Origin of the sequence: Immundisolibacter sp., from assembly GCF_050250495.1 — a bacterium.
In the GTDB taxonomy this organism is placed as follows: domain Bacteria; phylum Pseudomonadota; class Gammaproteobacteria; order Immundisolibacterales; family Immundisolibacteraceae; genus Immundisolibacter.
On the sequence record NZ_JBFWOM010000001.1, the window covers coordinates 238,023 to 264,594 of the forward strand.

The following is a 26,572-nucleotide window of genomic DNA, read 5'->3' on the forward strand; positions in this document are numbered from 1 at the left end:
GCAGCCCCCCCGAAAACGGCGTGGTGACAGCAAATTTCATCGGCCCAAGGAGAAAAACATGTTCGGATGTCTAGGTCGCACGCTGGTCGGTCTCGGCCTGTGCGCCGCGCTGGCCACCCCCGCCCAGGCGCAGTTTCGCACCGAGCTTGCCACCGGCTGGGGCGATGACGACACGCAGGCGGTTCGCCTTGGCCTCGCGCGGGACTGGCAGCAGGCGTGGTTCACGGACGGCGACTGGCAGCTTGGCGGCTACTGGCTGGCCGAAGTCGGCTACTGGAACAGCGACGAGCACAACACCGACAACGACAATCTGTGGGAAGTGGGCCTCACGCCGGTGTTTCGTCTGGCGCCCAAGGCCGGCCAGCTGCGGCCGTACCTCGACGCCGGCATCGGCGGGCACGTGCTGTCCGATACGCGCATCGGGCAGCGCGAGCTGTCCACCGCCTGGCAGTTCGGCAGCCACGTCGGCGCCGGCATCACCTGCGGGCAGTTCGAACTCGGCTACCGCTTCCAGCACCTGTCGAACGCCAGCATCAAGGAGCCGAACGACGGCATCGATTTTCACATCCTGAACGCCAGCCTGCGGTTCTGAGCACGCCGGCCAGGCGCACCATCGCCGCCGCGCCCGGTCCGGCGCTCACGCCGGATCCCGCGCGGCGCCGCCCCGGCTGCCTGAGTCGCCGCGTTCCCAGCCCCGCGTGCGCGCCACCGCCTCGCGCCAGCGCCCCATCCGGGCCGCGACCTCGTCCGCGGACAGGGTCGGTTCGAAGACCCGCCCCGGCTTCCAGTGGCTCGCGATGTCGTCCTGTGAACGCCACACGCCGGCGTGCATGCCGGCCAGCGAGGCCGCACCCAGGGCGGTCGTTTCCGTCACGCGTGACACCAGGATCGGCAACCCCAGCAGGTCGGCCTGAATCTGCATCAGCAACGCGTTCGCCGTCGCGCCTCCGTCGACGCGCAGCGCATCGATCGGCGCGCTTGCATGCGCCTGCATCGCGTGCAGCAGCTCCGCGGACTGAAACGCAATCGCCTCCAGCGCCGCGCGGGCGATGTGCGCGCGGTTGGCGCCGCGGGTAAGGCCCAGCAGCGCGCCGCGGGCGTCCGGGTCCCAGTACGGCGAACCCAGCCCCGCAAACGCCGGCACCAGATACACGCCGCCGCTGTCCGGCACCGAGGCGGCCAGGGCTTCGATGTCGGCCGCGCTGCGGATGAGGCCGAGTTCGTCGCGCAGCCACTGCACCACGGCCCCGCCGACGAACACGCTGCCCTCCAGCGCGTACGCGGGAGCCGGGCCGGCCTGTGCCGCCGGCGTGCCGAGCAGGCCACTCGCCCCGATGACCGGCCGCTCGCCGGTGTGCAGCAGCATGAAGCAGCCGGTGCCGTAGGTGTTCTTGGCGCAGCCGGGCGCGGTGCCCGCCTGCCCGAACAGCGCCGCCTGCTGGTCGCCCGCCACGCCGCCAATCCGCACCGGCGCCCCGAACCACTGTGCCTGCGCGGTGCCGAAGTCGGCCACCGAGGGCAGCACCGTCGGCAGCACGGCGCGCGGCACGCGCAGGTGCGCCAGCAGCGCGTCGTCCCAGGCGTGGGTGTGGATGTTGAACAGCAGCGTGCGGGCGGCGTTGGTCACGTCCGTGACGTGCCGCTCGCCCCCGCTGAGGCGCCACACCAGCCAGCTGTCGACGGTGCCGAAGGCCAGCTCGCCGCGCTCGGCGCGAGCCCGCGCGCCCGGCACGTGATCCAGCAGCCACGCCAGCTTGGTGCCGGAAAAGTACGGGTCGAGCAGCAGCCCGGTGCGCTCGCGAAACAGCGGCTCCAGGCCCTGCGCCCGGAGTGCCGAGCAGGCCTCGGCCGTGCGCCGGTCCTGCCACACGATGGCCGGGTGCAGCGGCCGGCCGGTGGCGCGCTCCCACAGCACGACCGTCTCGCGCTGGTTGGCAATGCCCAGCGCCAGCACGTCGCGCGCGCCGATGCCGGCCTTCGCCAGCGCCTGGCGCGCGGTGTCGAGCTGCGTGCGCCAGATCTCGTCCGGGTCGTGCTCCACCCAGCCGGGGTGCGGGTAGTGCTGCGTCAGTTCGAGCGCGGCGGCCGCCAGCACGGCGCCGTCCGTGTCGAACACCAGCGCCCGCGAACTGGTCGTGCCCTGGTCGAGCGCCAGCAGGTACGCCACGGTCTCCTCCGTCGGTGGGCGGCTACTGCGCCGATACTACGCGCCCCACCGAAGACACCCACCGCGCATGGCCCTCAAAGCGACCATCTACAAGGCCGAGTTGCAGGTCGCCGACCTCGACCGGCACTACTACGCCAATCATTCGCTGACGCTCGCGCGTCACCCGTCGGAAACCGACGAGCGGCTGATGACGCGCCTGCTGATGTATGCCCTGTACGCCGAGGAGGGCATCGCCTTCACGCGCGGCCTGTCGGAAACGGACGAACCGGAAATCTGGGTCCGGGATCTCACCGGCGCGATCACGCTGTGGATCGACATCGGCCAGCCGGACGAGGCGCGCCTTCGCAAGGCCTGTGGCCGGGCTGGACGGGTCATCGTGCTCATCCACAGCGGCGGGTGGGAGGTCTGGTGGAGGCAGATCGAGCCGAAGCTCGCGCGCCTCGGCAACCTCGCCGTGGCGCAGCTGCCGGTGGCGACCGGGCAGGCGCTCGCCGGACTCGCGCAGCGCAACATGCGTTTGCAGTGCCTGGTGCAGGACAGCGCGATCTGGCTCAGCGGCGACGACGCCCGCGTCGAGGTGGCGCTGCGGTGGCTGAAGCCGCCCGCGTGAGGCGGCTGCCGAGCTTGTTTTGCAACCAGACGACCGCCGGTGTATCTAAGGTCCCAGTCGACACCGAGCCGGGCAGCGGGCGAGCAAACACGCGCTCCGTCGACCGCGCGTCGCGCCAGCGCCCGCTCACACCGGAGAACAAGATGCACAAGACACGTTTGCACGGCGTTGTGGCAGCCGCCCTCGTCGCCCTGCTGGTTTCCGCTTGCGCCACCAATCCAGAAACCGGCGAGCGAGAGATGACCAAGACCGGCAAGGGCGCCGCCATCGGCGCCGCGGCGGGCGCGGTGCTCGGCGGCGTCAGCGGCGGCGATCGCGGCAAGCGCGCGGCGATTGGCGCCGCGGCCGGTGCGGCCATCGGCGCCGGCGTCGGCAAATACATGCAGAACCAGGAGGACAAGCTGCGCCAGCAGACCGCCGGCACCGGCGTCGAAGTGTCCCGCCAGGGCGAGAACGTGGTCCTGAGCATGCCGGGCCACGTCACCTTCGCCACCAACAGCGCCGAGGTATCGCCGGCCTTCCAGGGCACCCTGGACCAGGTGGCCGGCACCATCGCCGAGTACAAGGACACGCGCGTGCAAATCGGCGGGCACACGGACAACGTGGGCTCGGACAGCTACAACATGCAGCTTTCCGAGCGGCGCGCGCAGGCGGTGGCCGACTACCTCGCCGGCCGCGGCGTGGACCGGGCACGGCTGTCGACCGTCGCCTACGGCGAAACCCGCCCGGTGGCGACCAACGACACGCCGGACGGCCGCCAGCAGAACCGCCGCGTCGAAATCGTGCTGAGCCCGACCGCGGCGCCCGCGCCGGCCGCCGGCACGCCGGGCGGCTGAACCCGCGGCGCCTGAGCCCGGCACCGGCCGGGCTCAGGCGCCGGTCTTGGTTGCAACGGCCGCCAGCAACTCGGCGGTCTCGTACAGGGGCAGGCCCATCACGCCCGAATAGCTGCCCTCAAGATGTCGGATGAAGGCCGCCGCGCGGCCCTGGATAGCGTAGGCCCCGGCCTTGTCGAGCGGCTCGCCGGTGGCGCAATACGCCGCAATCTCGTCGGCCGACAAGGCGCGGAAACTCACCCGGCTCTCGCTCAGGCGCACCCCGTGCGCGCCGCCGTGCTGGCAGGCCACGCCGCTGAGCACCGTGTGCGTGCACCCGCTCAGGCGGCGCAGCATGGCGGCGGCGTGCGCGGCATCCCGCGGCTTGCCCAGGATGTCGCCCTCGACCACCACCACCGTGTCGGCACCGATGACGCAGGCGTCCGGCGCCTGTGCGGCGCCCGCCCGCGCCTTGGCCAGCGCCAGGCGGCACACGTGATCGGCCGCCAGCTCGCCCGCCAGCGGCCGCTCGTCGACCTCAACCGCAATCACCTCGAACGTCAGCCCGATCTGGGCCAGCAGTTCACGTCGACGGGGGGAGGTTGAGGCAAGAACGAGCGGTGGCATGGCGCGTGCTGGTTTTTCGGGACGCCGGCTGAGGCCGGTCGTCGGTCGGGTCACGAAAGTTTAACGGCCGGCCCGCAGCATGCGGCCCACGAAAACGGCATGAGGATTCCACCATGCGCGACTGGACCCACACCCTGCTGAACCACCACGAGCGCTGCCTGGCGCGCCACGCCGGGCAACGGCTGCTGGTGCTGTTCGACGTCGACGACACGTTTCTGGACATGCGCCGCGCGCTGGCCAGCCTGCTGCACGCCTACGACGCCGCGCACGGCAGCGCGCACTTCGCCGCACTTGATCAGGGCACGCTCGACCCGTTCGGGCGCGGCGTCGAGACGCTGCTGGAACAGTGCCGCGTGCCGGCCGACGAACAGCCGCAGGTGCTCGCCTGGCACCAGCACAAGCGCCGCTGCGGTGACATCGCCCGCCGCGCCCACGCACCGTTCGAGGGCCTGCTGGCGCTGGCCGGCTGGCTGCACCGGCAGCCCGGCACGGCGGTCGGCATCAACTCCGCCCGGCCGGAATTCCTGCGCCAGGAAACGCTGCGCTGCCTGAACGATCTGGCGGCCGGCAGCGAGCTGCGCTTCGCGGACGAGCTGGCCTGGTTCACGCCGCACGGCTGGCGTGACGACGTCGGCGCGAGCAAGCTGGCCGCCATCGCGCAAGCCGAGCGGCGCGGCGAGCGGGTGATCGCCATGATCGACAGCAACCCGGCGGTGCTGGCGGCCCTGGCCGAGGCCGACTACGGCGACGACATGCTGCTGGTGCACAGCGCCGACCTGCTGCTGCAGTCGCAGCCGCGCCAGCGCGAGTGGCGCAGGCCCGAAGTGGCCTGAGCCTCGGCGGCCCGGGCGCCTCAAGCCCCGTAAACTGCCCTCAACAAGCCGGCCCACCGGCGCAGGAGGAGCAGCATGAACGCACCGGTCAACATCGACTACGCCGCCCTGATCCGCGAGGACACGCCGGACGGCTTCCTGGTCAACAGCCGCCTGTACCAGGACGAGGGCATCTTTCGCGAGGAGATGGACCGCATCTTCCACCGCGGCTGGGTGTACGTGGGCCACGCCAGCGAGGTGCCGGACCCCGGCGACTACCGGGTGCGCCTGATCGGCCAGCAGCCGGTCATCCTGGTGCGCGGGCAGGACCAGCGCATCCGCGTGCTGCTGAACCGCTGCACGCACCGCGGCAACACGCTGTGCCAGCGCGAGCGCGGCAACAGCAAGTTCTTCCGCTGCGCGTACCACGGCTGGGTGTTCGACAACACGGGCGCGCTGCGCGAGGCGACGCACCCGTCCGGCTGGGGCGACCGGCCGCCCGGCGCGGCGCAGCACCTGATCGAGGTGGCGCGGCTTGGCGAGCACCGCGGCTTCATCTTCGCGAGTCTCGCGAAGGACGGCATCAGCTTCGAGGACTACCTCGGCAACGCCGGCGCGTACCTGTCGCGCTACTGCGATCTGGCGCCGGACGGCGAGATCGTCCTGTCGGCCGGCCGCCACGGCGTCACCGTGGACGCCAACTGGAAGATGCAGCTCGAGAACCTCACCGACGCCTACCACGCCGAGTACGTGCACGCGTCGGCGCTGGCGCAGTTCGCGAGCCTGTCGTCCACCGACAAGAAGGCGTCGTTCCAGGAGCGCGGCGATCTTGAAAGCCCGCTCGCCATGCAGCGCGATCTGGCGGCGGCCACTCGGTTCTCGACAGCTTCACCTCGAACCGCGCCCAGGGCGACAAGCTGCGCTTCACCGGTTCCACCGGCACGCTGCTGCCGGAGGTGATCGACGGCGTCGCCCGGCGCATCGGCTCGCACGAGAAGGCGCTGTGGATGGCGCGCGGCGGCCCGTGCCACATCATGGTGTTCCCGAACCTGATGCTGCTGTGGGACGCGGTGCGCGTGATCCAGCCCATCGGCCTCACCCGCACGCACATCTACTACCACCCGGCGCTGCTCAAGGGCGCGCCGGACAGCGTCAACATCGCCCGCATCCGCGCCCAGGAAGGCGGCTTCGGCCCGGCCGGCTTCCTCGCACCGGACGACATGGAGATGTTCGAGCGCAGCCAGGCCGGCATGGCGGCGGCGCCGGACAGCTGGCTCGAACTGAATCGCGGCCGGCACGTCGAGCGGGTCGAGGCCGACGACTTCGGCCAGCCGGTGCGCACCTGCCAGAACCTCGACGAGGTCGCCCAGCGCGGCATCTGGCGGCACTACAAGAAGATCATGACCGGGGAGGCGTGAGCGTCATGAATCTGCGCGACGAGATCGAACAGTTCCTGTACCGCGAGGCGCGCCTGATGGACGAGCACCGCTTCGAGGACTGGGAGGCGCTGTGGACGGACGACGGCGTGTACTGGGTGCCGTGCGCGCACGACGGTACGCCGGACACGGACGTCGCCCTCATCTACGCCGACCGCGCCGCGCTCACGCGCCGCCTGGCGCGCATGAAAAGCAGCGCCATGTACATCCAGGACCCACGCTCGGTGCTGGCGCGGCTAGTCGGCAACGTGGAGATCTACCCGGACGGCGACGACGCCGCGCGCGTGCATTCCACCTTCAACATCAACGAGTTCCGTCGCCGCGGCCACCAGACCTGGCTGCGCACCTGGGCCGGGCGCAGCGAGCATCACCTGCGCCGCGTGGACGGCGACTGGCGCATGGCCTTCAAGAGGGTGCTGCTGGTCAACAGCGACGGGGAGACGCCGGCGCTCGGCTTCCTCGTGTAACCGCGCGGCCGGCCGGGGCGCCGACAGGCGTCCGGTAGAATCGGCTGCCCCATCTCGCCGGCCTGCCCCATGCCCGTCTACCCGCCCCTGCTGCTCGCTCTCGCCTACTTCGGGCTCGGCGCCGGCTACGGCTGGCAGTTGCGCGCGCCGGGCAAGCTGCTGCGCGCCGGCCTGCGCGCGCTCGCCGTGGTGCTTGCGCTGGCCCATCTCGCGCTGCTGGCGCAGGCGGTACCGGACGGCGACCTGACGCTCGGCTTCGGCAACGCCGTATCGTTGCTCGGCGCGGCGGTCGTGCTGCTGTTCGCCGGCGTTTCCCTGCTGCGCGGCATCGACAATCTCGGCGTCGTGCTGGCGCCGCTGGCCGGTGTGTCGGTGCTGCTCATGCTGCTGCCGGACCACTCCGCGCCGCTGCCGGTGAGCGACGTGCTGCCGCTGGCGCTGCACGTGCTGCTGTCGCTCGCCGCCTACGCGCTGCTGGCGCTCGCGGCGCTGCAGGCGCTGGTGATGGCATACCAGGACGGGCGCCTGCGCCAGCACACGCCAGGCCGGGTGCTGCGCGTGCTGCCGCCGCTCGGCGACATGGAGCGCTTGCTGTTCCAGCTGCTCGGACTCGGCTTTGCGGCGCTCACACTCGCGCTGCTGTCGGGCGTGCTGTTTCTGGGCGACATCTTCGCGCCGCACCTGATCGAGAAGACCGTCCTGTCGATCGCCGCCTGGGTCGTCATTGGCACGCTGCTCGTCGGCCGCCGGCGCGCCGGCTGGCGGGCGCAGACCGCGGTGCGCTGGACGCTCGCCGGCTTCGCCCTGCTGGCGCTGGGGTATCTGGGCAGCAAGTTCGCGCTGGAGTTCGTGCTGGCTTGAGCAGGCGCAAGGAGTTCGTGCTGGCGCGTTGAGTCGCGCTGTGGGAGGCCCGCCCTCGGGCCGAATCGTGCTGCACCAGGCGAACAATTCGCGGCGGGGGCGCCACGCCCACCACTCGACCCTGGGCTAGCCCACGCCCTCGGCGCTGTAGCGCGCGAGCAGGCCCGTCCGGCGCGCGTGCGCGAACACCCGTCGCAGCGCCCAGCCGGCGAGCAGCAGATGCACCGCCGTCAGCGCCACCGCGAGCCCGAGTTCCGCCACCGGCATGCGGCCTCCCGCCAGCAGCGCGCGCAGGCCCTCGAACACGTGCGACGGCGGCAGGCACCAGCCGATCGCGCGCATCCATGCCGGCAGCGTCGCGAGTGGGTAGAACACGCCGACGAACGGCGACAGGATGGCCGGGATTGGCCAGATCAGCCACTCGGCGGCCGGGCCGTAGCGCAGCACGAGCGCGCAGCCGAAAAGCCCCAGCGCCACGCCAAAGCCGAACAGCACCAGCAGGAACGCACCCAGGCGCAGCCCGAGCGGCGCGAACGAGAGCCCGAACAGCGAGGTCGCCAGCAGCAGCATCACGGCCAGACCGATGGCGCTCGTGACCACCGCCGCCGCCACCAGCCCGGCGGCGTACTCGCCAAGCCCGAGCGGGCTGCCGAACAGGTTCACGAAATTGCGCGACCACACGTCCTCGAAGAACGGCATGGTCACGCCCTGCATCACGCGGGTGAAGAAATCCCACAGCAGCACGGCGCCGAGCAGCGCCGGCAGCAGCGGGTGCGTGGCGCGCGCTATCGCCTCGACGTAGCGGGCGATGTAGCCCCACAGCACCATGTCCACCGCCACCCAGGCGAACAGCGGCAGCACGCGCGCCGGCGAGCCGCGCATGAGGTCGAACTGCCGGCGCAGGAGCGCCGCGACGCGCCGGCCGTTCACGCGAGTTCCCCGCCAGCCAGGCGCAGGAACAGTGCCTCCAGAGACGCCGCGCCGTGCGCCCGCACGAGCTCGCCAGGCGCGCCCTCCAGCAGGATGCGGCCGTGTGACAGCAGCAGCACGCGATCGCACACCGCCTCCACCTCGGCCATGTTGTGCGAGGTCCACAGCGCGCCGCGGCCGTGCCCGCGCGTGAGCTGCACGATGTGCTCGCGCAGCGCGAGCGCCGCAGCGGGATCGAGCGAGGCGGTGGGCTCGTCGAGCAACAGCAGCGCCGGCGCGTTCAGCATCGCCTTGGCGAGCCCGACGCGCGCCTGCTCGCCGGACGACAAGAGACCATAACGGCGGTCGGCCAGCGCATCGAGGCCGAATTCCGCCACCACCGCGTCGACGCGCTCGGCGGCGCGCGACACGCCGTACAGCCCGGCGAACAGGCGCAAATTTCGCCGCACCGTGAGGTTGCCCGGCAGCGCGGCATAGACAGCGGAGAAATTGGCGTGCGACAGCGCCGCCGCACGCCGGCGGGCGAGGTCGATGCCGTCGATGGCGATGTCGCCCGCGTCCGGCTCCAGCAGGCCGAGCACCATGTTGATGATGGTGGTCTTGCCGGCGCCGTTCGGACCCAGCAGGCCGACGATCTCGTCCCGCGCCACGCGAAAGCTCACGCCGTCCACCGCCGGCCGGCCGGCGTACGCTTTGGCGAGGCCGCGCACCGCCAGCACTGGCGCGTCAGTCATTCACCGAAGCGAGCAGGTTCCGCAGGAAGGCGCGCAGCGCGGCCGTGGCCTGCGCGCGGTGGCTCAGGCGCGCCTTGTCGGCCGGGTCGAGCTGCGCCGCGGTGCAATCCAGCGCCGGCACGCGAAACAGCGGGTCGTAGCCGAAACCGTTGCCGCCGGCTTCCGCGAGCGCGATCTCGCCCTGCCAGGTGCCGGTGAAGACTTCCGGCCATGGGTCGTCTGCGTGTCGCAGGTACACCAGCACGCAGCGAAAGCGCGCCCGGCGCGCGCCCGGCGGCACGTCCGCGAGACGCTCCAGCAGCAAGCGCCGATTGGCGGCATCGTCCGCATCGGGCCCGGCAAAGCGCGCCGAGCGCACGCCGGGCGCGCCGGACAGGGCATCGACTTCGAGCCCCGAATCGTCCGCCAACGCCGGCAGGCCGCTCGCCTGGGCGGCGAAGCGCGCCTTGAGGATGGCGTTCTCGACGAAGCTTGGCGCCGTTTCCTCGGCCGCGTCGGCAGTGAAGTCGGCCAGCGACGCGAGCATCAGCGGCAGGTCCGCCAGCAGGCCGCGCAGCTCGGCGAGCTTGCCGCGGTTGCCGCTCGCCAGCACGAGCCGCATCAGCCTTCCAGGGCGGCGCGTTGCAGCGCGATCAGCTCCGCCACGCCCTGCTGGCCGAGCGCGAGCATCTGCTGGAGTTCGTCGTTGCGGAACGCGTGGCCTTCGGCGGTGCCCTGAATCTCGACGAAGGCGCCGGCGTCGTTGATGACGAGGTTCATGTCGGTCTCGGCAGTGGAATCCTCGGCGTAGTCGAGATCCAGCACCGGCTGGCCGCCGAAGATGCCGACCGATATGGCGGCAATGGCGCCGTGGATCGGATCGCGCGTCACCGCGCGCCGCTTGCGCAGGCTCGCCACCGCGTCCACCAGCGCCACGTAGGCGCCGGTGATGGCGGCCGTACGCGTGCCGCCGTCGGCCTGGATCACGTCGCAGTCGAGCGTGACGGTACGCTCGCCGAGCGCGGACAGGTCCACCACCGCGCGCAGCGCGCGGCCGATCAGGCGCTGGATTTCGAGCGTGCGCCCGCCCTGGCGGCCGCTCGCCGCCTCGCGCGAGTTCCGCGTATGGGTGGCGCGCGGCAGCATGCCGTACTCGGCCGTCACCCAGCCGCTGCCGGAGCCGCGCTTGAAGCCCGGCACGCGCTCCTCGACGCTCGCCGTGCAGATGACGCGCGTGTCGCCGAAGCCGACCAGCACCGAGCCCTCGGCGTGCTTGCTGAAATGACGGGTGATGGTGACCGGACGCAACTGGTCCGGCCGACGGCCGCTCGGGCGCATGGGGAATCCTGGGAGGTGGCAAACGGGGAGGCCCGCGGCGCGACGTGCGCAACGCGACGGCGCGGCGGGTGCCGGTAGTTTAGCCCCCGCCGTTGCGGCACCCGGTCGTGCAGCCCGGCGAAGCCGCTCCGCTACACTTCCCGCCCGCCTCAAACCGCTCCCGGACCGCCCATGATTTCCAGCATGACCGCCTTTGCCCGCGCCAGCCGCAGCGGACCGCAGGGCGACTTCACCTGGGAGCTGCGCAGCGTCAATCACCGCTACCTCGAACTGTCACTGCGCCTGCCGGACGCGCTGCGCGGCCTCGAACCGCGCGTGCGGGAACTGGCGAGCCGCGAGCTTGGCCGCGGCAAGGTGGACATCACGCTGCGCCACGCGTCGCCAGTGGGCGCGGCCAGGCTCGACATCGACGACGCGGCGCTGACTGCCCTGCTGGCCGCCGCCGCCCAGGTGCGCGACCGCCTCGGCGCACACGCCACGCCGCCCGATCCGCTCGACATGCTGCGCTGGCCGGGCGTGGTCAAGTCCGCCGAGGGCGCCGATCAGGACGCCATTGATGCCGCGGCGCTTGGCGGTCTGCAGGCAGCGTTTGCGGAACTGAAGGCGACGCGCCAGCGCGAGGGCGAGCGCCTCGCGGCGCTGATCGAGGAGCGCGCCGCCGGCGTGCTGGAACTGGCGCAAAAAATCGGTGCGCGCATGCCGGCGCTGCGCGACGCCTGGCGCGAGAAAATCCGCGAGCGCATCGCCGCGCTCGGCACGCCGGTCGAGCCGGCGCGTCTCGAACAGGAACTCGTGCTTGCCGTGCAGAAGGGCGACATTGCCGAGGAACTCGACCGCATCGGCATCCATGTGAAGGAAATCCGCGACTGCCTCGCCAAGGGTGGCGCCGTCGGCCGACGGCTCGACTTCCTCATGCAGGAACTCGGCCGCGAGGCCAACACCGTGGGCTCCAAGGCCATCGACATGGAAGTCACGCAGGCCGCGGTGGGCCTCAAGGTGCTGATCGAGCAGATGCGCGAGCAGACTCAGAACATCGAATAACCATCGGCGCGGCGGAGTCCGACGTTGCCCCTCCGTGAGTAGCGTTCCGCTTCGGAATTCTTGAGTGGCTGCCATCGCTCTGGCAGCCAAGTGCCGGGAATACACGGCGGGCGTCAGCCTGCGCAGTGCATTCTCCTGTCTTTCCTCGGCGCCGAGGCACTCCGGCCGACCACGCGCCGAAGACCGTTTCCTCGATCTACCTCTGCTCGACGTGCGACCTCCTGAGGTCTGGTTGGGAGGCCACCTCCTCAACTCAATCCACGACCGGCCTCAGCGCGAAATTCCGCGGGCCGTCCCCCGCTAGCGCGGCGCGGAAAACGGCATCAGTGCACATCGTTTTGCCGCAGTCTTTTCCAGTGTCCGGAGTAGCATCGGTCGGGGATTGTCCCTACGGCCCACCGAGGAGACGCGCCATGAGCAAGACCGCGCTGTGCATCGGCATCAACAACTACCCCGGCACGCACATGGACCTGCAAGGCTGCGTCAACGACGCCGCCGACTGGTCGCAGGTGCTCACGGCGCGCGGCTTTGCCGTGACCACTTTGCTGGACGCCACAGCCACCAAGGCCGCGATGGTGACGGCGATGAGCGCGCTCATCGCCGGCGGCGTGGCGGGTGACAGCCTGGTGATCACGTTTTCCGGCCACGGCACGTATCAACCCGATGCGGACGGCGACGAGGCGGACGGTCTCGACGAGGCGCTGTGCCCGCACGACATCCAGACCCGCGGCGAGGCGCTGGTCGACGACGAGATCCGCGCCATCTTTGCCGCCCGCAAGCCCGGCGTGCGGGTGCTGCTGATCGCGGACAGTTGCCATTCCGGCACCGTCAGCCGGGCGGCACCGGCCGAACCGGAAGCCGACGCGCCGCGCCCGCGCTTTCTGCCCATGGGCAACTGGCTGCCGGCCGCCCGCGTCACGCCGGTCAGCGTGGTGCCGGGCGCGGTGTCCCCGTTCGCCGGTGTGCTGCTGAAGCAACACGGCGACCTGCTGCTGTCCGGCTGCAAGGAAGGCCCGAACAACTACAGCTACGACGCGAAAATCGCCGGCCGCTACAACGGCGCCTTCACCTATTACGCGCTGAAGACCCTGAAATCCCTGCCCGCCGGCGCCACCTACGCCGACTGGCACGCGGCGATCGGTGCCTACCTGCCCTCGGCGAGCTACCCGCAAAGCCCGCGCATCCTCGGCTCCAGCGCGGCCCGGCGCCAGCCGGTGTTTGCCTGACCGGGCGCCGACCGCGCCCGCCCTCGCCATCACCCTGGGGAGCTCGCCATGACGCTCAGTTACCGTATTCGGGGCGCCACGAACGCAGCGGCGCCCGCCACGCCGCGGACCAGTGACGCCGTCGCCATCACGCAGGCGGGTCGTCTGGCGCCGGGCGTTGGCCGGGACGTTGCAGCGACCGAGGTCACCACGGCCGGCGACGCCGTGGTGCGGGTGGAGCTCAACAACGGCGCGGTGCTGTGGACGCGCGCCGACGACCTGATCCGCGAGCACGGCCAGCCGGCGCTGGCGCGCGACGGCACCGACGCCTGGGACATCCAGACCCGACCCCGGCCACCGCTGCACGGGCCCGCGCAGCGCGGCGACCGCGGCTGGCTCGGGCTCGGCATCAAGCTGCTGGAGTTCTTCGACGTCGACCTCAAGGGCAAGACGGCGGCGGCGCTCGGCAAAAAGCTGGAGCAAAAGCAACTGCACGGCCGCCAACCCGGCCTGTATCACTGCTCCCTCGGCGACGCCTTCGCGCTGACGGCGCTCGACGGCAAGGCGCCTGCTAAGGCGCCTGCTCTGGCCGGGGGCGATCCGGCCAAGAGCCCGATCCTGGTGTTCATCCACGGCACCGCCTCCAGCACCGAGGGCAGCTTCGGCAAGCTGTGGGGCGGCAGTACCGGGGCGGCCGCGCGGCAGGCGCTGGCACACCGCTACGGCGATCGCGTGTACGCGCTGGAGCACCGCTCGCTCACGCAAAGCCCCATCCGCAACGCGCTCGACCTCGCGCAGGCGCTCGCCGAGCACCTGCCCGAGCACCGCCATGTGGATCTTGTGACGCACTCGCGCGGGGGCCTGGTGGGCGAGTTGCTGTGCCTGGCCGAGCGCGACAAGACCGTGGACGCGTTCGACACCGAGCTGATGACGGCGCTGTTCGCCGCCGACCGCACCATCGCCGAGCAGCTCGGTCTTGGTCCGCTCGACGGCGAGGCCGCCAAGGCGCGCGATGAGGCCTACGGCGCCGACCGCACGGCGCTGGCCGAGCTCCTGACGCTGCTCGACAAACACCCGCTGCGCATCGCGCGCTTCGTGCGCGTGGCCTGCCCGGCGCGCGGCACCACGCTGGCTTCCGGCCGCCTCGACCGCTGGCTGTCGGTGCTGAACCTGCTGACCGACAACGGCCTGTTCGGCGACGTGACCGATTTTCTGCTGGCGGTGGTCAAGGAGCGCACCGACCCACGCACGCTGCCGGGGCTCGAAGCCATGCTGCCAGGCTCGGCCCTGACGCGACTGCTGCAGAACCCGGCGCTCAGCACACGCGCCGACCTCACCGTGATTTCCGGCGACATCGAGGGCGACTCGCTGTGGGGCCAGCTCAAGCTGCTGGCGACCGACTGGTTCTACGGCGCCGATCACGACCTGATCGTGAACACCGGCTCCATGCACGGCGGCCTGCGGCGCCCGCCGCAGGGCGCGCGCTATCGCAGCGACCGCGGCGCGGCGGTGAACCACTTCGACTACTTCACCAACAAGAAGACGGTCGACTGGCTGATCGCCGGCCTGACGCGCGCGGACGACAGCTCCGGCGGCTTTCTGCCGCTGCACGCCGCCGCGCACGACGAGCCCAAGTGGCGCGAGGCGGTACGCCGCAGCCGCAGCACGGGCACGCCGCGGCCGCTCGCGGTGGTGCTGCCGGGCACCATGGGCAGCAGCCTGCAGGTCGACGGCGACCCGCTGTGGCTGGCCTACTGGCCGCTGTTCAAGGGCGGCCTGAGACGCCTTCGCAAGGGCGCGGGCGAGGTCCGCCCGACCGGGCTGATCGACGACTTCTACGGCCCGCTGGTCGAGTTCCTGGCGCGCAGCCATCGGGTCGAGATCTTCCCCTACGACTGGCGCCTGTCGGTGCGCGAAGCGGCCGCCCGGCTGGCGGATGCCCTGGAGGGCTGGTTGCCGGACAGCGAGCGCCTGGGCCAGCCGGTGCACATCGTGGCGCACTCGATGGGCGGCCTTGTGGTGCGCAGCATGATTGCCGACGGCGGCCGCGGCAGCGCGCTGTGGCGGCGCATCGTGGCGCTCAAGAACAGCCGCTTCCTGATGCTGGGCACGCCGAACCTCGGCTCGCACGAGGCGGTGCGCTGGCTGACCGGCCACAACCCGACGCAGACCAGGCTCACGCTGCTCGACGCCCGGCACAGCACGGACGAGATCATCGACATCGTGAGCGGTTTTCCGGGCCTGCTGGAGCTGCTGCCGTTCGACCCGGCCGGCGCTGACTTTGCCGATCCCAGCCGGTGGGCGAGCCTGCGCGAGCAGCTCGCCGCGCGCTGGCAACCGGCCGACACTCAGGCGCTGCTCGCCGCCCGCGCCACGTGGAATGTCCTCACCGGCGCCGCGCCGGACCCGCAGCACATGCTGTACGTCGCCGGCTGTCAGAAGGCGACCGTGGTCGACTACCGCCTGGTCGACCAGGACGACCACCCGCGCCTGGCCGGACGAAAGCGCTTGCAGTTCATCGCCACTGCCGAGGGCGACGGCACGGTGACCTGGGCCTCCGGCCGCCTGCCGGGCGTGGGCACCTGGTATGTCGCGGACACCGCCCACGACGCGCTGTGCGCGCAGAAAAGTGCCTTCCCGGCCTACCTTGACCTGCTGACCACCGGCGCCACCACGCGCCTGCCACAGTCCCCGCCAACGGCCACCCGCGCCGCGGACGGCACACCAAAGACCTTCGTCCTGCCGGACCTGCCCCCGGCCGATGCCGTGCCGGACGAGGCCGAGCTCAAGGGTCTCGGCTTCGGGTCCTCGCCGCCGCTTGACGAAGCAGCGACCGGCCGCGGCGTGCCGGTCATCGAAGTCACGCTCAGCCACGGCAACCTCGCGTACGCCAAACATCCGGTGCTGGTCGGCCACTACCTTGGCGACACCATCATCAGCGCCGAGAAGGCGCTCGACGCGCGGCTCGGCGGGGAACTGTCGGCGCGTTTGCAGCTCGGGCTGTACCCCGGGCGGCTGGGCACGCACGCGCTGTTCTTCAATCCCGACCGCGCCCACAAGCCGGACGGCGCGGTGGTGGTCGGGCTCGGCCAGGTGGGCGAACTCAGCCCCGGCCTGCTGATGAAGGGCGTGCGCGACGCGCTGCTCGATTACGCGCTGCGCGTCGCGCAGTGGCCGGACGACCGCTTCGGTGGCGCCCGGCAGGTGCGCTCGGCGGCGGTGTCGTGCCTGCTGGTCGGCTCCGGCGCCGGCGGCGTCAGCGCCCGCGACTCGCTCGACGCCATCCTGCGCGCCGCCGTGGCCGCCAACGCCAAGCTGGCGCAGGCGCGCCTCGAAAACCGCGTCGTGATCGACCGCATCGAGATCGTCGAGCTGTTCGAGGACATCGCCATCGGCGCCGCCGAAGCGCTGCACGCCGTGCTCGGCGACGGCGAGCTCGCCACCGCCGCGAACTGGCCGGCCGGCACCATCGAAGCGGGCGAAGGCGGCCTGCGGCGCGTGCGCTACGACGACGCACCCGACTGGTGGCAGCGGCTCGAAATCATCGAGGACGCACAGACCCAGCGGCTGCGCTTCGTCGCCACCACCGACCGCGCCCGCGCCGAGGAAACGCTCGCCACCGGCCAGTTGCGCCTGGCCGAGAACTTCATCCGCCAGGCCTCCCGCACCACCAGCGCCAACGCTGAGGTGGCGAAGACGCTGTTCGAGATGCTGCTGCCGAACCACCTGAAGGAACTGGCGCCCCGGCAGGCGGACCTGGTGCTGCTGGTGGACACACAGTCCGCCCGCTACCCGTGGGAACTGCTCGAAGACCGCTGGGGTCACAGCCGGCGCCCGGCCGCCATCGCCGCGGGCCTTGTCCGCCAGCTCAAGACACCCGTATTCCGGCCCCAACCGGCGCACGCCAGCGAGCTCACCGCGTTCGTGGTCGGCAACCCCGACCTTGCCGGCTGGGACGCGTTTGCGGATCTGCCCGGCGCGCGCGAGGAAGCGCGCAAGGTGGCCACGCTGCTCGGCGCCGGTGGCTATCGCACGCTCGACTGCATCGACGAGAAGGCGGACGCGATCATGGCCGGCCTGCACCGCGACGCCTGGCGCATCCTGCACCTGGCCGGGCACGGCGAGCACGAGTTTCCGCTGGCGGAGCCCGCCGAGGCCACGCCGCCTGGCGCAGCCACACCGATTGGCAAGACCGACAAGGGCAAGACCGTCTCCGGCATGGTCATCGGCAAGAACACATTCCTCACGCCGGGCGACGTCGAGCAGATGCGCTGGGTGCCGGAGCTGGTGTTCATCAACTGCTGCCACCTCGGCAAGACCCAAACCGGCGGCGCCAGCCGCACCGCCCGGGCGGGCGAGTTCAACCTGCTGGCGGCCAACCTTGCGGTGCAGTTCATCACGATGGGCGTGAAGGCCGTGGTCGCGGCCGGCTGGGCGGTGGACGATGCCGCCGGCGCCGCGTTCGCCGAGACCTTCTACCGCCGCCTTCTGGCGGGCGAGATGTTCGGCGAGGCCGTGCGCGCCGCGCGCGAGGAAATCTGGGTGCGCTTTCCGGACTGCAACACCTGGGGCGCCTACCAGTGCTACGGCGACCCCGGCTACCGGCTGCATGGCAACGGCGCCCCGGCGGGCCGCAGGGACGACCGCCGCTACCACGCGCCCGCCGAGCTGGTGGCCGATCTGGACAACTTTGCAGCGCTGATCCGCACCCGCGTGCACGACCCTGAGGAAGACTCAGACACCCGGGCCGAGCTGCGCCGCGGCATCCTCGACATCCTGCGCGCCGTGCCGGACCCGCTCGGCGCCGACTGGCTGCAACGCGGCGACGTAGCGGCGGCACTCGGCTTTGCCTGGGGCGAGGCCGGCGACTGGGCGCAGGCGGTCGAGTGGCTCGACAAGGCGCTGACCGCGCGCACCGGCGACTGCCCGGTCAGGGGAGCCGAGCAGTGCGCCAACTTCCGCGTGCGCCTGTCCGGGCAGCGCTGGCGGGCGCTGCGTGAGCAGCCCGAGGACGCCGCGGCCAGCAGCGCGCGGCGCGCGTTGATCGCCGATATCGAGCGCGCCATCCGCGAACTCGACCTGATCACCCTGCGCGCCCCCACACCCGAGCGCCTGGCGTTGCTCGGCAGTGCCTGCAAGCGGCTCGCCTGGCTGCACGAGGCCGACGCGCCGCGCATCGAGGCGCTGGTCAACATGGCCAACTACTACCGTCAGGCCCACGAGCAGGACCGCCAGCACGCACCCGCGGCGCAGACCCACGCCGACCCCTACCCGTTCAGCCACTGGGTGGTGGCCAAGGCGCTCGCGGAGCTGTTCGATCCGCGCCAGGACAAGGACTGGCGGAACGGCCTCGCCGATGCCTGCCGGCAGATGATGGCCGACGCCGCACAGCGCAACCAGGACGACCCGAACTTCTGGGACGCCATCGGCGTCGCCCACTGCGACCTGGCGCTGCTGCTGATCAAGCCCGGCAGCACGCAGAAGGCCACCGACGCGGCTGCGACGCGCATTGCCGGCCGCTACCGCAACGCCGCCCAGCGCGGGGCCAGCCCGCGCCAGTACGACTCGGTGCGCGAGCACGTCGAGTTCGTGCAGGCGCTGGTGGAAGCCGGACGCGGCGAGCCGCGGCTGCGCAGCGCCCTTGCCACCCTGCGCGCGGCGCTGTAGCCGCGGAGGATCGACCATGAACGACCACGCCCAGACCGACCTTGCCCACCTCAGCCTGGCGGCGCTGGACCCGAACGACCTGATCGCGCCGAACTTTCGCCTGTACGAGCTGACGCGGTCCGAGCTCGCAGCCCGCCTCGGCGTCGAGAACGACTTCGCCAGCGACCGCGAACTGCGCGCCGCCGTGCACCTGGCGCGCGAGGTGTTGCAACGCCTGCGTGACGCCTTCGGCGCCTTCACCCCGAACAGCGTGTACCGCAGCCAGGCGCTCGAGCGGCGTCTCAAGAACAAGCCCTCCGGCTGGCTCAGCACCAGCCAGCACACGCAGGGCTGCGCCTGCGACGTCGAGATCGTCGGCAAGAGCACGCTTGAACTGGCGCAGTGGGCGGCCACGAACCTGCCGGATTTCGACCAGATCATCTGCGAGTGCTTCGACCCGGCGCAGGGCCCGAACTCGGGCTGGGTGCATATCTCGCTGAAGCCGCCGGCGGACGGCCCGAATCGCCGCAAGACGCTCAGCTACATCCGCGATCCCGCCGCCGGACAGATGGTGTACGTGGACGGCTTGCGGGCCAGCGTAGGCTGAACGCCCCGGAGCGGGCGCAGCCCTGCCCGGCGGCGCCGCTTGCAGCAAGCCTGCGGCCGGCACGGCGCCTCGTCGGCAGCGCTGGACAACGCACAGTGCCTCCTCGCCCCGCAACGCCGTGCGGCGGCCCGCGGCACCTTGTAAGCCACTACCGAGTCGCGGATAGTTCCCGCTGAGGCCCCACCTCGCGAGGAGAAACAATGGCGACCGTGATCGAGCCGTCCAGCCGCGCCGCAACAGCGCAAAGCGAGTTCCACACCGTGGCCTGCCCCGGCATGGGCTGCCACCAGAACTGCCCGCTGCGGGCCGAGGTGCGCGATGGCCGCCTGGTCGGCCTCGGCGCGGCGCCGGTGCCGGGCTCGCCCGACGACACCCACGCCTGCCTGCGCGGCCTCGCGGCCGTGGAACTGCCGTACATCCCGCAGCGCCTGAAGCACCCGATGCGGCGCGTCGGTGCGCGCGGCGAGGGCCGCTGGGAGCGCATTTCCTGGGACGAGGCGTACCGCGACATCGCCGCCCGGCTCATCGAAATCCGCGACACCCACGGCCCGCAGGCGGTGCTGATGCATGGCTCGGGGTCGAGCTCGGTGCCGCTGTCCGGCGTCAACGCAGGCGGCGCCACCGGCCGCTTCGCCAACCTGTTCGGGTGCACCGAGATCGTCGGCTGGCCGGTGGACGGTGCACCGTACGTGGCCGGCCTGGCGCACTACGGGTTTTTCTTTGGCGGCGCGAATGATCCGCGCGACTGGGTTAACGCGAAGCTGATCATCATCTGGGGCGAGAACATGGCGGAGTCCGCCATGCGCGACTTCAACCACGTGATGCGCGCCCGCGCCGCCGGCGCGAAGCTCATCGTCATCAGCCCGCTGTACGACGCCACCGCCGCCAAGGCGGACTGGTGGATTCCGATCGAGCCCGCCACCGACGGCGCGCTGGCCCTGGCCCTGACGCACCTGCTGATCGACAGCGGCCAGTACGACGCGGACTACGTGCGCCGCTACACGGTGGCGCCGTTTCTGGTGCGCGCGGACAACGGCCAGTTCCTGCGCACGGGCGACATCGGCGCCAGCGGGTCCGCCGACGCCTACGTGGTGTGGGACGAGGCGGCCGGCACCACGGGCGCACCCGTCGCGATGCCGGCGCACACGAGCGAACTGCCCGGCGTGCGCCCGGCGCTGCGCGCATCCGTGAACGTGGCGGGCATCGCCTGCCGCACGGCATTCGACCTGCTCGCCGAGCGCGCCGGGCAGTACACGCCGCAGCGCGCGAGCGCCCTGTGCAAGATTCCGGAAGCGGCCATCCGCAAGCTGGCGCAGGAGTACGCCGCCGCCCGGCCGTCGACCATCAAGATCGGCATCGGCGCCACGCGCACGCTGCATGGCGACCTCAACGCCCGCGCCATCCTGGCGCTCGGCTCGCTCACCGGCGACGTCGGCCGCAGCGGCGGCGGCGCGAGCGGCTGGTGCCGCGCCTACGCGCCAATGCTGAACCCGGACCCCGTGTACGCGGCCGACGGACGCCGCAGCCGGCGCCTGCACATCAGCCAGGGCCACCACACCATCGTCACGGGCGAGCCGTGGCCGATCAAGGCGATGCTGGTGTTCGCCACGAATCCCTTCGGCTCGCTGCCCAACCGGCGCACCTGGGTTGAGGACATCCTGCCGAAGCTCGATTTCGTGGTCGCGGTGGACATCGTCGAGTCCGACACGGCGCACCACGCCGACCTCGTGCTGCCCGGCACCACCATCTTCGAGCGCACGGATCTGTACACCGGCCTTGGCTGCACCATCCTGAGTGAGCAGGCCATCGCACCGCAGCACGAGGCGAAATCGGACCTCGACATCATGTCCGAGCTGGCCCGCCGGGTGGGCCTCGGCGAGTTCTTCACGCAAGGCACCGACGACTACCTGCGCGCGATGCTGGACCACCCGACGCAGCACGGCCTCACGCTCGAACGCCTGCGCGAGGCCGGCGGCATGGTGCGCGCACCGGGCACTGACGCGCCGGCCATCTCGTTTGCCGACAAGCGCTTCCCGACGCCGTCCGGGCGCATGGAGTTCTACGTCGAGTACCTGCATGCGATCGGCGAGGCGCTGCCGGACCACCGCCCGCCGCGCGAGATCGGCGACCCTGCCCTCGCGGCGCGCTACCCGCTGCAGTTCTTCACCGGGCGGCGCAAGTTCGTGAATCAAAGTCAAAGCTACCAGCGCAGCACGCGGGAGCTGAATCCGCTGCCGTACCTGCGCCTGAATCCACTCGACGCGCAGGCACGCGGCCTCGCCGACGACGACTGGGTGCGCGTGTTCAACCAGCGCGGCGAGTTCCGCGTGCGGGTGCAGCGCTCCGAGGGTATTCGCCCCGGCACGGCGTGGATCGAACACGGCTGGTGGCCCAAGGACTTCCCCCACGGGCACTATCAGGACCTGCTGCCGCCGCTGAACCTGCCCGCACCGGACATGCTGAGCGCATCGTTCGCCGTGTACTGGGGCATGTGGAAGCAATACGCGGAGACTGCCGCTTCGCCGGGGCTTGCCCCCTACGGGCTGGCGGATCAGGTGTTCGACGTGCGGGTCGAGGTGGAGCGTGCGCAGGAGGCCGCGGCATGACCGCCCGCTACGGCATGTTCATCGACCGCGAGCGCTGCATCGGCTGCCATGCCTGCGCCGTGGCCTGCAAGACCGAGAACCACCCGCCGGCCGGCAAGAGCTTCATGAACGTGAAGACCGTCGGCGGCGCGCACCGCGACACGCCGGCCGGCACCTACCCGAACGTGCAGATGCGCTGGGAGCCGACGCTGTGCATGCACTGCGAGGACGCGCCGTGCCTTGCCGTGTGCCCGCCGCACGCGCTATACCGGCGGCCGGATGGCATCGTGGTACTGAACGAGGACGAGTGCCTCGGCGCCGGCTGCAAGCGCTGCACGTACGTGTGTCCGTACGGCGTGATCGAGTTCAACGCCGCCGAGGGCGTGATGCAGAAGTGCAACTTCTGCACCCAGCGCGTCGACGCCGGGCGCAGCACCGCCTGCGCGGACGCCTGCGTGTACGAGGCGATCTTCTTTGGCGATCTGAACGACCCCGCGAGCGAGGTGTCTCGCGCCATCGCGCGCGCCGGCGGCCAGACGGAAGTGCTGAAAGCCGACCACGGCACGCGACCGGCGGTGTTCTATTCGGTCTCGGGGCACGAGGACAGCGACGGGCGCTAGCCGGCCGGCAATTCGCTGGCAAGTCCGCGCCGGTGCGTAGAATGCCGCCCGGCGCCGCGCACACGCGCAGCGCGCCCTCCCGCAAGTCCCTGGACGACCTGTCGTGTCACAAGCCGACGCGCCGGCAGCGCCTACCCCGCCGCCGCTGCTCCTGATCGTGTTCCTGTCGCTCGCTGCCGGCGCCAGCGCCATGGGCATGCGCATCAACGACGCGCTGCTGCCGCAGCTGTCACAACTGTTCGGCACGCCGCTCGCCACCACGGCGCAGGTGGTCAGCCTGTACGCGCTGGCGTATGGCGCCACGCAGGTGCTGTGGGGGCCGGTCGGCGACCGCTTCGGCAAGTACCGCGTGGTCGGCTGGGCGGTGCTGGGGTGCGCGCTCGCGTCGCTGGCGTGCGCGCTGGCGGGCGACTTCGATCAGCTCCGCGCGGCGCGCGTGCTGTCCGGCATGCTGGCGGCGGCGATCATTCCCCTTTCCATCGCCTGGCTCGCTGACGTGATTCCGTACGAGCAGCGCCAGCCGGTGCTGGCACGGTTTCTGATCGGCCAAATCATGGGACTGGCAACCGGCGTGTGGCTGGGCGGAGTGGCGGCGGACCACCTCGGCTGGCGCGTGCCGTACGCGGTGCTGACGGTGCTGTACGCCGTGGTCGGCGTGCAGTTGATGATCGGCCAGCGGCGGCTTGCAGGCATCGGGCATGGCGCCCACGCACCCGCCCCGCTGCGCCGCACGGCGGCCGATATCGGCGAGGTGCTGCGCACGCGCTGGGCGCAGACGCTGCTGACGATCGTTTTTCTGGAAGGCGCGTGCCTGTTCGGACCGCTCGCCTTCGTCGCCACGCACCTGCATCTGCGCCTTGGCGTGTCGCTGACGGTGACGGGCTCGCTGCTGATGGTGTTCGGGCTTGGCGGGTTTGTGTACGCCATGGCCGCCCGACGCCTGGTGCACGGCCTCGGCGAGGTCGGCCTCGCGCGGGCGGGCGCGGTGTGTGTGAGTGCGGGCCTCGGGTGTACGGCCGCGGCGCCGTCGTGGGTGTTCGGCGTGCTCGGCAGCCTGCTCACCGGGCTCGGCTTTTACATGATGCACAACACGCTGCAGGTGAACGCGACGCAGATGGTGCCGCGGGCGCGCGGCGCGTCGGTGTCGATGTTCGCGGCTTGCTTTTTTCTGGGCCAGGCCACCGGCGTGACGGTGACGGGCTGGCTCGCCGCCAGCATCGGCACCGGCCGCGCGATCGGTATCGGCGGCGCGGTGCTGCTCGGCATCGGGCTTGCGTTCGGCCAGGCGCTGTCGCGAAGCAAGGCGCAGACAGCCTAGCTGACGCCGGTCGCCCGCCCGCCGGCGCCGTTCATTGCCGGCTGTAGAGCTTCTGCCCGGTGGCGCGGAACTCGATCGCCTTCTCCTGCATGCCGGCAGCGAGCGCCCCGTCGTCGTCGCCCAGGCCCTTGCTTTGCGCATAGTCGCGCACGTCCTGGGTGATCTTCATCGAGCAGAAGTGCGGGCCGCACATGGAGCAGAAGTGCGCCAGCTTGGCGGACTCCTTGGGCAGGGTCTCGTCGTGGAACTCGCGCGCCTTGTCCGGGTCCAGGCTCAGGTTGAACTGATCGTGCCAACGGAACTCGAAGCGGGCCTTGGACAGTGCGTTGTCGCGCAGCTGTGCGCCCGGGTGGCCCTTGGCGAGATCCGCCGCGTGGGCGGCGATCTTGTAGGTGACGATGCCGTCGCGCACGTCGTGCTTGTTCGGGAGACCCAGGTGCTCCTTGGGCGTCACGTAGCACAGCATGGCGGTGCCGTACCAGCCGATCATGGCCGCGCCGATGGCGGACGTGATGTGGTCGTAGCCGGGCGCGATGTCGGTGGTCAGCGGCCCCAGGGTATAGAACGGCGCCTCGTCGCAGTAGTCGAGTTGCAGGTCCATGTTCTCCTTGATGAGGTGCATCGGCACGTGGCCGGGGCCCTCGATCATGGTCTGCACGTCGTGCTTCCAGGCGATCTGTGTCAGCTCGCCCAGCGTTTTCAGTTCGCCGAGCTGCGCTTCGTCATTGGCGTCCGCGATCGAGCCCGGCCGCAGGCCGTCGCCCAGCGAGAAGGCGACGTCGTACGCCTTCATGATTTCGCAGATGTCCTCGAAGTGCGTGTAGAGGAAGTTTTCCTTGTGATGCGCCAGGCACCACTTGGCGAGAATCGACCCGCCGCGACTGACGATGCCGGTCAGGCGCCGCGCGGTGAGCGGCACGTAGCGCAGCAGCACGCCGGCGTGGATGGTGAAGTAGTCGACGCCCTGCTCGGCCTGCTCGATCAGCGTGTCGCGGAAGATGTCCCAGGTGAGTTCCTCGGCCTTGCCGTCCACCTTTTCGAGCGCCTGGTAGATCGGCACCGTGCCGATCGGCACCGGGCTGTTGCGCAAAATCCACTCGCGCGTCTCGTGGATGTGCTTGCCGGTGGACAGGTCCATGATGGTGTCGGCGCCCCAGCGGATGCCCCACACCATTTTCTCGACCTCTTCCTCGATGGACGAGGTGACCGCCGAGTTGCCGATGTTGCCGTTGATCTTCACCAGGAAGTTGCGGCCGATGATCATCGGCTCGCTTTCCGGGTGGTTGATGTTGGACGGGATGATGGCGCGCCCGCGGGCGACCTCGTCGCGCACGAACTCCGGCGTGATGACCTTCTGAATGGCCGCGCCGAAGCCGTGGCCCGGATGCTGGCGCAGCAGCGCCTGATCGCGCACGGCGTCCAGACGCTGGTTCTCGCGGATGGCGATGAACTCCATCTCCGGCGTGACGATGCCGCGCCGGGCGTAGTGCATCTGCGTCACGTTGCAGCCGGCGAGCGCGCGGCGCGGCAGGTGCGTATTCGGGAAGCGCAGGCCGGACAGGTCTTCGGCCTCGGCTCGCGCGCGGCCGTAGGCGGAGCTGATGCCGGGAAGCACCTCGCTGTCGGCGCGCTCGGCAATCCACGCCGCGCGGATGGGCGCTAGGCCCTGGCGCAGGTTGATGGCGGCGGTCGTGTCCGTGTAGGCGCCGGAGGTGTCGTAGACGGCGATCGGCTCGTTGCTCTCGTCGCCGCGCTGCGTGGCGGTGGCGGACTGCGTCACCTCGCGCATCGGCACCCGGATGTCCGGTCGGCTGCCGACGACGTAAGTCTTGGCCGAACCGGCAAACGGCCGGCGTAGCTCGGCGTCGACGTCGGAAGCCGGCGTGAGCACGGGTTTCTGGGTGGCGTTCATGGGGGTGACCTTTCGGGGCGGCGGGGGCGCATCGGCGTGACGGGGCAAGCGCGCGATGTTGTTGTGTTGTGGCCGCGCGCGTTCGAACGGTAATCTATGCGCCGCTTCGAAGGGGTGTCAACGCGCCGAATTGGCCGCCGTATCGCGCCCCCCCGACCCCAGCCGGGGTCTCCGAGTTTCCGGATCGTCTGTCAACATGAACAGCCCTGATCTTGCTGCTGCGCGTTTCAACATGCTGCTCAATCAGGTGCGGGCCTGGGACGTGTCCGACGAGCGGGTGCTGGACTTGCTCGCGCAGATGCCGCGCGAGGACTTCGTGCCGGCGGCCTACCGCAACCTTGCCTACGCCGATCTGATGCTGCCGATCGGCCACGAGCAGGTGATGCTGGCGCCCAAGATCGAGGGCCGTTTCCTGCAGGCGCTGAACCTGCAAGCCACCGACGTGGTGCTGGAAGTGGGCGCCGGCACCGGCTACATGGCGGCGCTGATGGCAAGGCTGGCGGCGTTCGTCACCACCGTCGACGTGTTCGCGGAGCTGGTGGAGGCCGCCGCGGTGCGTCTTGCCGATGCCGGCATACGCAACGTGCGCGTCGAGACGGGCAACGCCGCCGGCGGCTGGCCGGACTACGGCCTGTACGACGCCATCATGATCAGCGCCTCGGTGCCGGTGCTGCCGCAGGCGTTCCTGAGCAGCCTCAAGCCGGGCGGCCGCCTCGCAGCGATTGTCGGCCGCCGGCCGGCCATGCAGGCGGTGCTCATCACCCGTCGCGGCCCGGCCGACTGGCACCAGCAGGTGCTGTTCGAAACCGATGCCCCGCCGCTGCTGCACGCGCAAACACCGGCCGCGTTCGAGTTCTGAACC

At 71.1% G+C, this 26,572-nt stretch carries 23 protein-coding genes; 16 read left to right on the top strand and 7 right to left on the bottom strand.

Features of this window, described 5'->3' with window-relative positions; translation table 11 throughout:
* Positions 1–58: 58 nt before the first annotated feature.
* Positions 59–592, top strand: a complete 534-nt coding sequence (locus tag AB7F93_RS01165; protein ID WP_428301040.1) for an acyloxyacyl hydrolase — start codon at positions 59–61, stop codon at positions 590–592.
* Positions 593–637: 45 nt separating this feature from the next.
* Here AB7F93_RS01165 and glpK read toward each other — a convergent pair whose 3' ends face one another.
* Positions 638–2,167, bottom strand: coding sequence for a glycerol kinase GlpK (gene glpK, locus AB7F93_RS01170; protein WP_428301041.1), 1,530 nt, complete (start codon positions 2,165–2,167; stop codon positions 638–640).
* A 67-nt stretch (positions 2,168–2,234) separates the two neighbouring features.
* Between glpK and AB7F93_RS01175 the strand changes: the two genes are divergently transcribed.
* Positions 2,235–2,777: a YaeQ family protein gene (locus tag AB7F93_RS01175; protein WP_428301042.1), complete on the top strand. Its 543-nt coding sequence runs from the start codon at positions 2,235–2,237 to the stop codon at positions 2,775–2,777.
* Between the two features lie 143 nt (positions 2,778–2,920).
* Positions 2,921–3,613 (top strand): OmpA family protein, encoded by a 693-nt coding sequence (locus AB7F93_RS01180; RefSeq protein WP_428301043.1) that lies wholly within the window; start codon positions 2,921–2,923, stop codon positions 3,611–3,613.
* A 33-nt stretch (positions 3,614–3,646) separates the two neighbouring features.
* On the opposite strand, the gene AB7F93_RS01185 is transcribed toward AB7F93_RS01180, so the two are convergent.
* Entirely contained in the window at positions 3,647–4,219 is a 573-nt protein-coding gene (locus AB7F93_RS01185) for a Maf family protein (protein WP_428301044.1), read from the bottom strand.
* Between the two features lie 113 nt (positions 4,220–4,332).
* On the opposite strand from AB7F93_RS01185, the gene AB7F93_RS01190 reads away from it, so the two are divergent.
* The 5 genes from AB7F93_RS01190 (at position 4,333) to AB7F93_RS01210 (ending at position 7,795) form a co-directional block, all read left to right on the top strand.
* The gene (locus tag AB7F93_RS01190) at positions 4,333–5,052 is read left to right on the top strand and encodes a hypothetical protein (RefSeq protein ID WP_428301045.1); all 720 of its coding nucleotides are present in this window, start codon (positions 4,333–4,335) and stop codon (positions 5,050–5,052) included.
* A 75-nt stretch (positions 5,053–5,127) separates the two neighbouring features.
* Positions 5,128–5,991, top strand: a complete 864-nt coding sequence (locus AB7F93_RS01195) for an aromatic ring-hydroxylating oxygenase subunit alpha (protein ID WP_428301046.1) — start codon at positions 5,128–5,130, stop codon at positions 5,989–5,991.
* Positions 5,988–6,449 (top strand): hypothetical protein, encoded by a 462-nt coding sequence (locus tag AB7F93_RS01200; protein ID WP_428301047.1) that lies wholly within the window; start codon positions 5,988–5,990, stop codon positions 6,447–6,449. Before AB7F93_RS01195 ends, AB7F93_RS01200 begins: the two co-directional genes overlap by 4 nt.
* Positions 6,450–6,454: 5 nt before the next feature.
* Complete coding sequence (locus AB7F93_RS01205) at positions 6,455–6,934, top strand: aromatic-ring-hydroxylating dioxygenase subunit beta (RefSeq protein ID WP_428301191.1); 480 nt, start codon at positions 6,455–6,457, stop codon at positions 6,932–6,934.
* Positions 6,935–7,003: 69 nt separating this feature from the next.
* Positions 7,004–7,795: a cytochrome C assembly family protein gene (locus AB7F93_RS01210; protein WP_428301048.1), complete on the top strand. Its 792-nt coding sequence runs from the start codon at positions 7,004–7,006 to the stop codon at positions 7,793–7,795.
* A gap of 126 nt (positions 7,796–7,921) precedes the next feature.
* Here the strand turns inward: AB7F93_RS01210 and AB7F93_RS01215 are convergent, their stop codons facing one another.
* From AB7F93_RS01215 to rph, 4 genes are read right to left on the bottom strand one after another with little or no spacing between them, the layout of a single operon-like run.
* Positions 7,922–8,725 (bottom strand): ABC transporter permease, encoded by an 804-nt coding sequence (locus tag AB7F93_RS01215; RefSeq protein ID WP_428301049.1) that lies wholly within the window; start codon positions 8,723–8,725, stop codon positions 7,922–7,924.
* The gene (locus AB7F93_RS01220; RefSeq protein WP_428301050.1) at positions 8,722–9,459 is read right to left on the bottom strand and encodes an ABC transporter ATP-binding protein; all 738 of its coding nucleotides are present in this window, start codon (positions 9,457–9,459) and stop codon (positions 8,722–8,724) included. Before AB7F93_RS01220 ends, AB7F93_RS01215 begins: the two co-directional genes overlap by 4 nt.
* Positions 9,452–10,060 carry an RdgB/HAM1 family non-canonical purine NTP pyrophosphatase gene (rdgB, locus tag AB7F93_RS01225; RefSeq protein WP_428301051.1) on the bottom strand — a complete coding sequence of 203 codons (609 nt, stop codon included), beginning with the start codon at positions 10,058–10,060 and terminating at the stop codon, positions 9,452–9,454. The genes AB7F93_RS01220 and rdgB overlap by 8 nt, the downstream gene beginning before the upstream one ends.
* Complete coding sequence (rph, locus tag AB7F93_RS01230) at positions 10,060–10,776, bottom strand: ribonuclease PH (protein ID WP_428301052.1); 717 nt, start codon at positions 10,774–10,776, stop codon at positions 10,060–10,062. The genes rdgB and rph overlap by 1 nt, the downstream gene beginning before the upstream one ends.
* A 171-nt stretch (positions 10,777–10,947) precedes the next feature.
* Here rph and AB7F93_RS01235 point away from each other — a divergent pair, with 171 nt between their 5' ends.
* The 7 genes from AB7F93_RS01235 (at position 10,948) to AB7F93_RS01265 (ending at position 23,798) form a co-directional block, all read left to right on the top strand.
* Complete coding sequence (locus AB7F93_RS01235) at positions 10,948–11,817, top strand: YicC/YloC family endoribonuclease (protein WP_428301053.1); 870 nt, start codon at positions 10,948–10,950, stop codon at positions 11,815–11,817.
* 413 nt (positions 11,818–12,230) lie between these two features.
* The gene (locus AB7F93_RS01240; RefSeq protein WP_428301054.1) at positions 12,231–13,043 is read left to right on the top strand and encodes a caspase family protein; all 813 of its coding nucleotides are present in this window, start codon (positions 12,231–12,233) and stop codon (positions 13,041–13,043) included.
* Positions 13,044–13,091: 48 nt separating this feature from the next.
* Positions 13,092–18,689 (top strand): CHAT domain-containing protein, encoded by a 5,598-nt coding sequence (locus AB7F93_RS01245; RefSeq protein ID WP_428301055.1) that lies wholly within the window; start codon positions 13,092–13,094, stop codon positions 18,687–18,689.
* A gap of 16 nt (positions 18,690–18,705) precedes the next feature.
* On the top strand, positions 18,706–19,275 hold the full coding sequence (locus AB7F93_RS01250; protein ID WP_428301056.1) for a YcbK family protein: 570 nt from the start codon (positions 18,706–18,708) through the stop codon (positions 19,273–19,275).
* Between the two features lie 200 nt (positions 19,276–19,475).
* Entirely contained in the window at positions 19,476–21,881 is a 2,406-nt protein-coding gene (locus AB7F93_RS01255; protein WP_428301057.1) for a molybdopterin-containing oxidoreductase family protein, read from the top strand.
* Positions 21,878–22,480, top strand: coding sequence for a 4Fe-4S dicluster domain-containing protein (locus tag AB7F93_RS01260; RefSeq protein ID WP_428301058.1), 603 nt, complete (start codon positions 21,878–21,880; stop codon positions 22,478–22,480). The genes AB7F93_RS01255 and AB7F93_RS01260 overlap by 4 nt, the downstream gene beginning before the upstream one ends.
* 103 nt (positions 22,481–22,583) lie before the next feature.
* Positions 22,584–23,798 (top strand): MFS transporter, encoded by a 1,215-nt coding sequence (locus tag AB7F93_RS01265; RefSeq protein ID WP_428301059.1) that lies wholly within the window; start codon positions 22,584–22,586, stop codon positions 23,796–23,798.
* Positions 23,799–23,829: 31 nt separating this feature from the next.
* On the opposite strand, the gene thiC is transcribed toward AB7F93_RS01265, so the two are convergent.
* Positions 23,830–25,710: a phosphomethylpyrimidine synthase ThiC gene (gene thiC / locus AB7F93_RS01270; protein WP_428301060.1), complete on the bottom strand. Its 1,881-nt coding sequence runs from the start codon at positions 25,708–25,710 to the stop codon at positions 23,830–23,832.
* A 196-nt stretch (positions 25,711–25,906) separates the two neighbouring features.
* Between thiC and AB7F93_RS01275 the strand changes: the two genes are divergently transcribed.
* Positions 25,907–26,569: a protein-L-isoaspartate O-methyltransferase family protein gene (locus AB7F93_RS01275; protein WP_428301061.1), complete on the top strand. Its 663-nt coding sequence runs from the start codon at positions 25,907–25,909 to the stop codon at positions 26,567–26,569.
* Positions 26,570–26,572 lie beyond the last annotated feature (3 nt).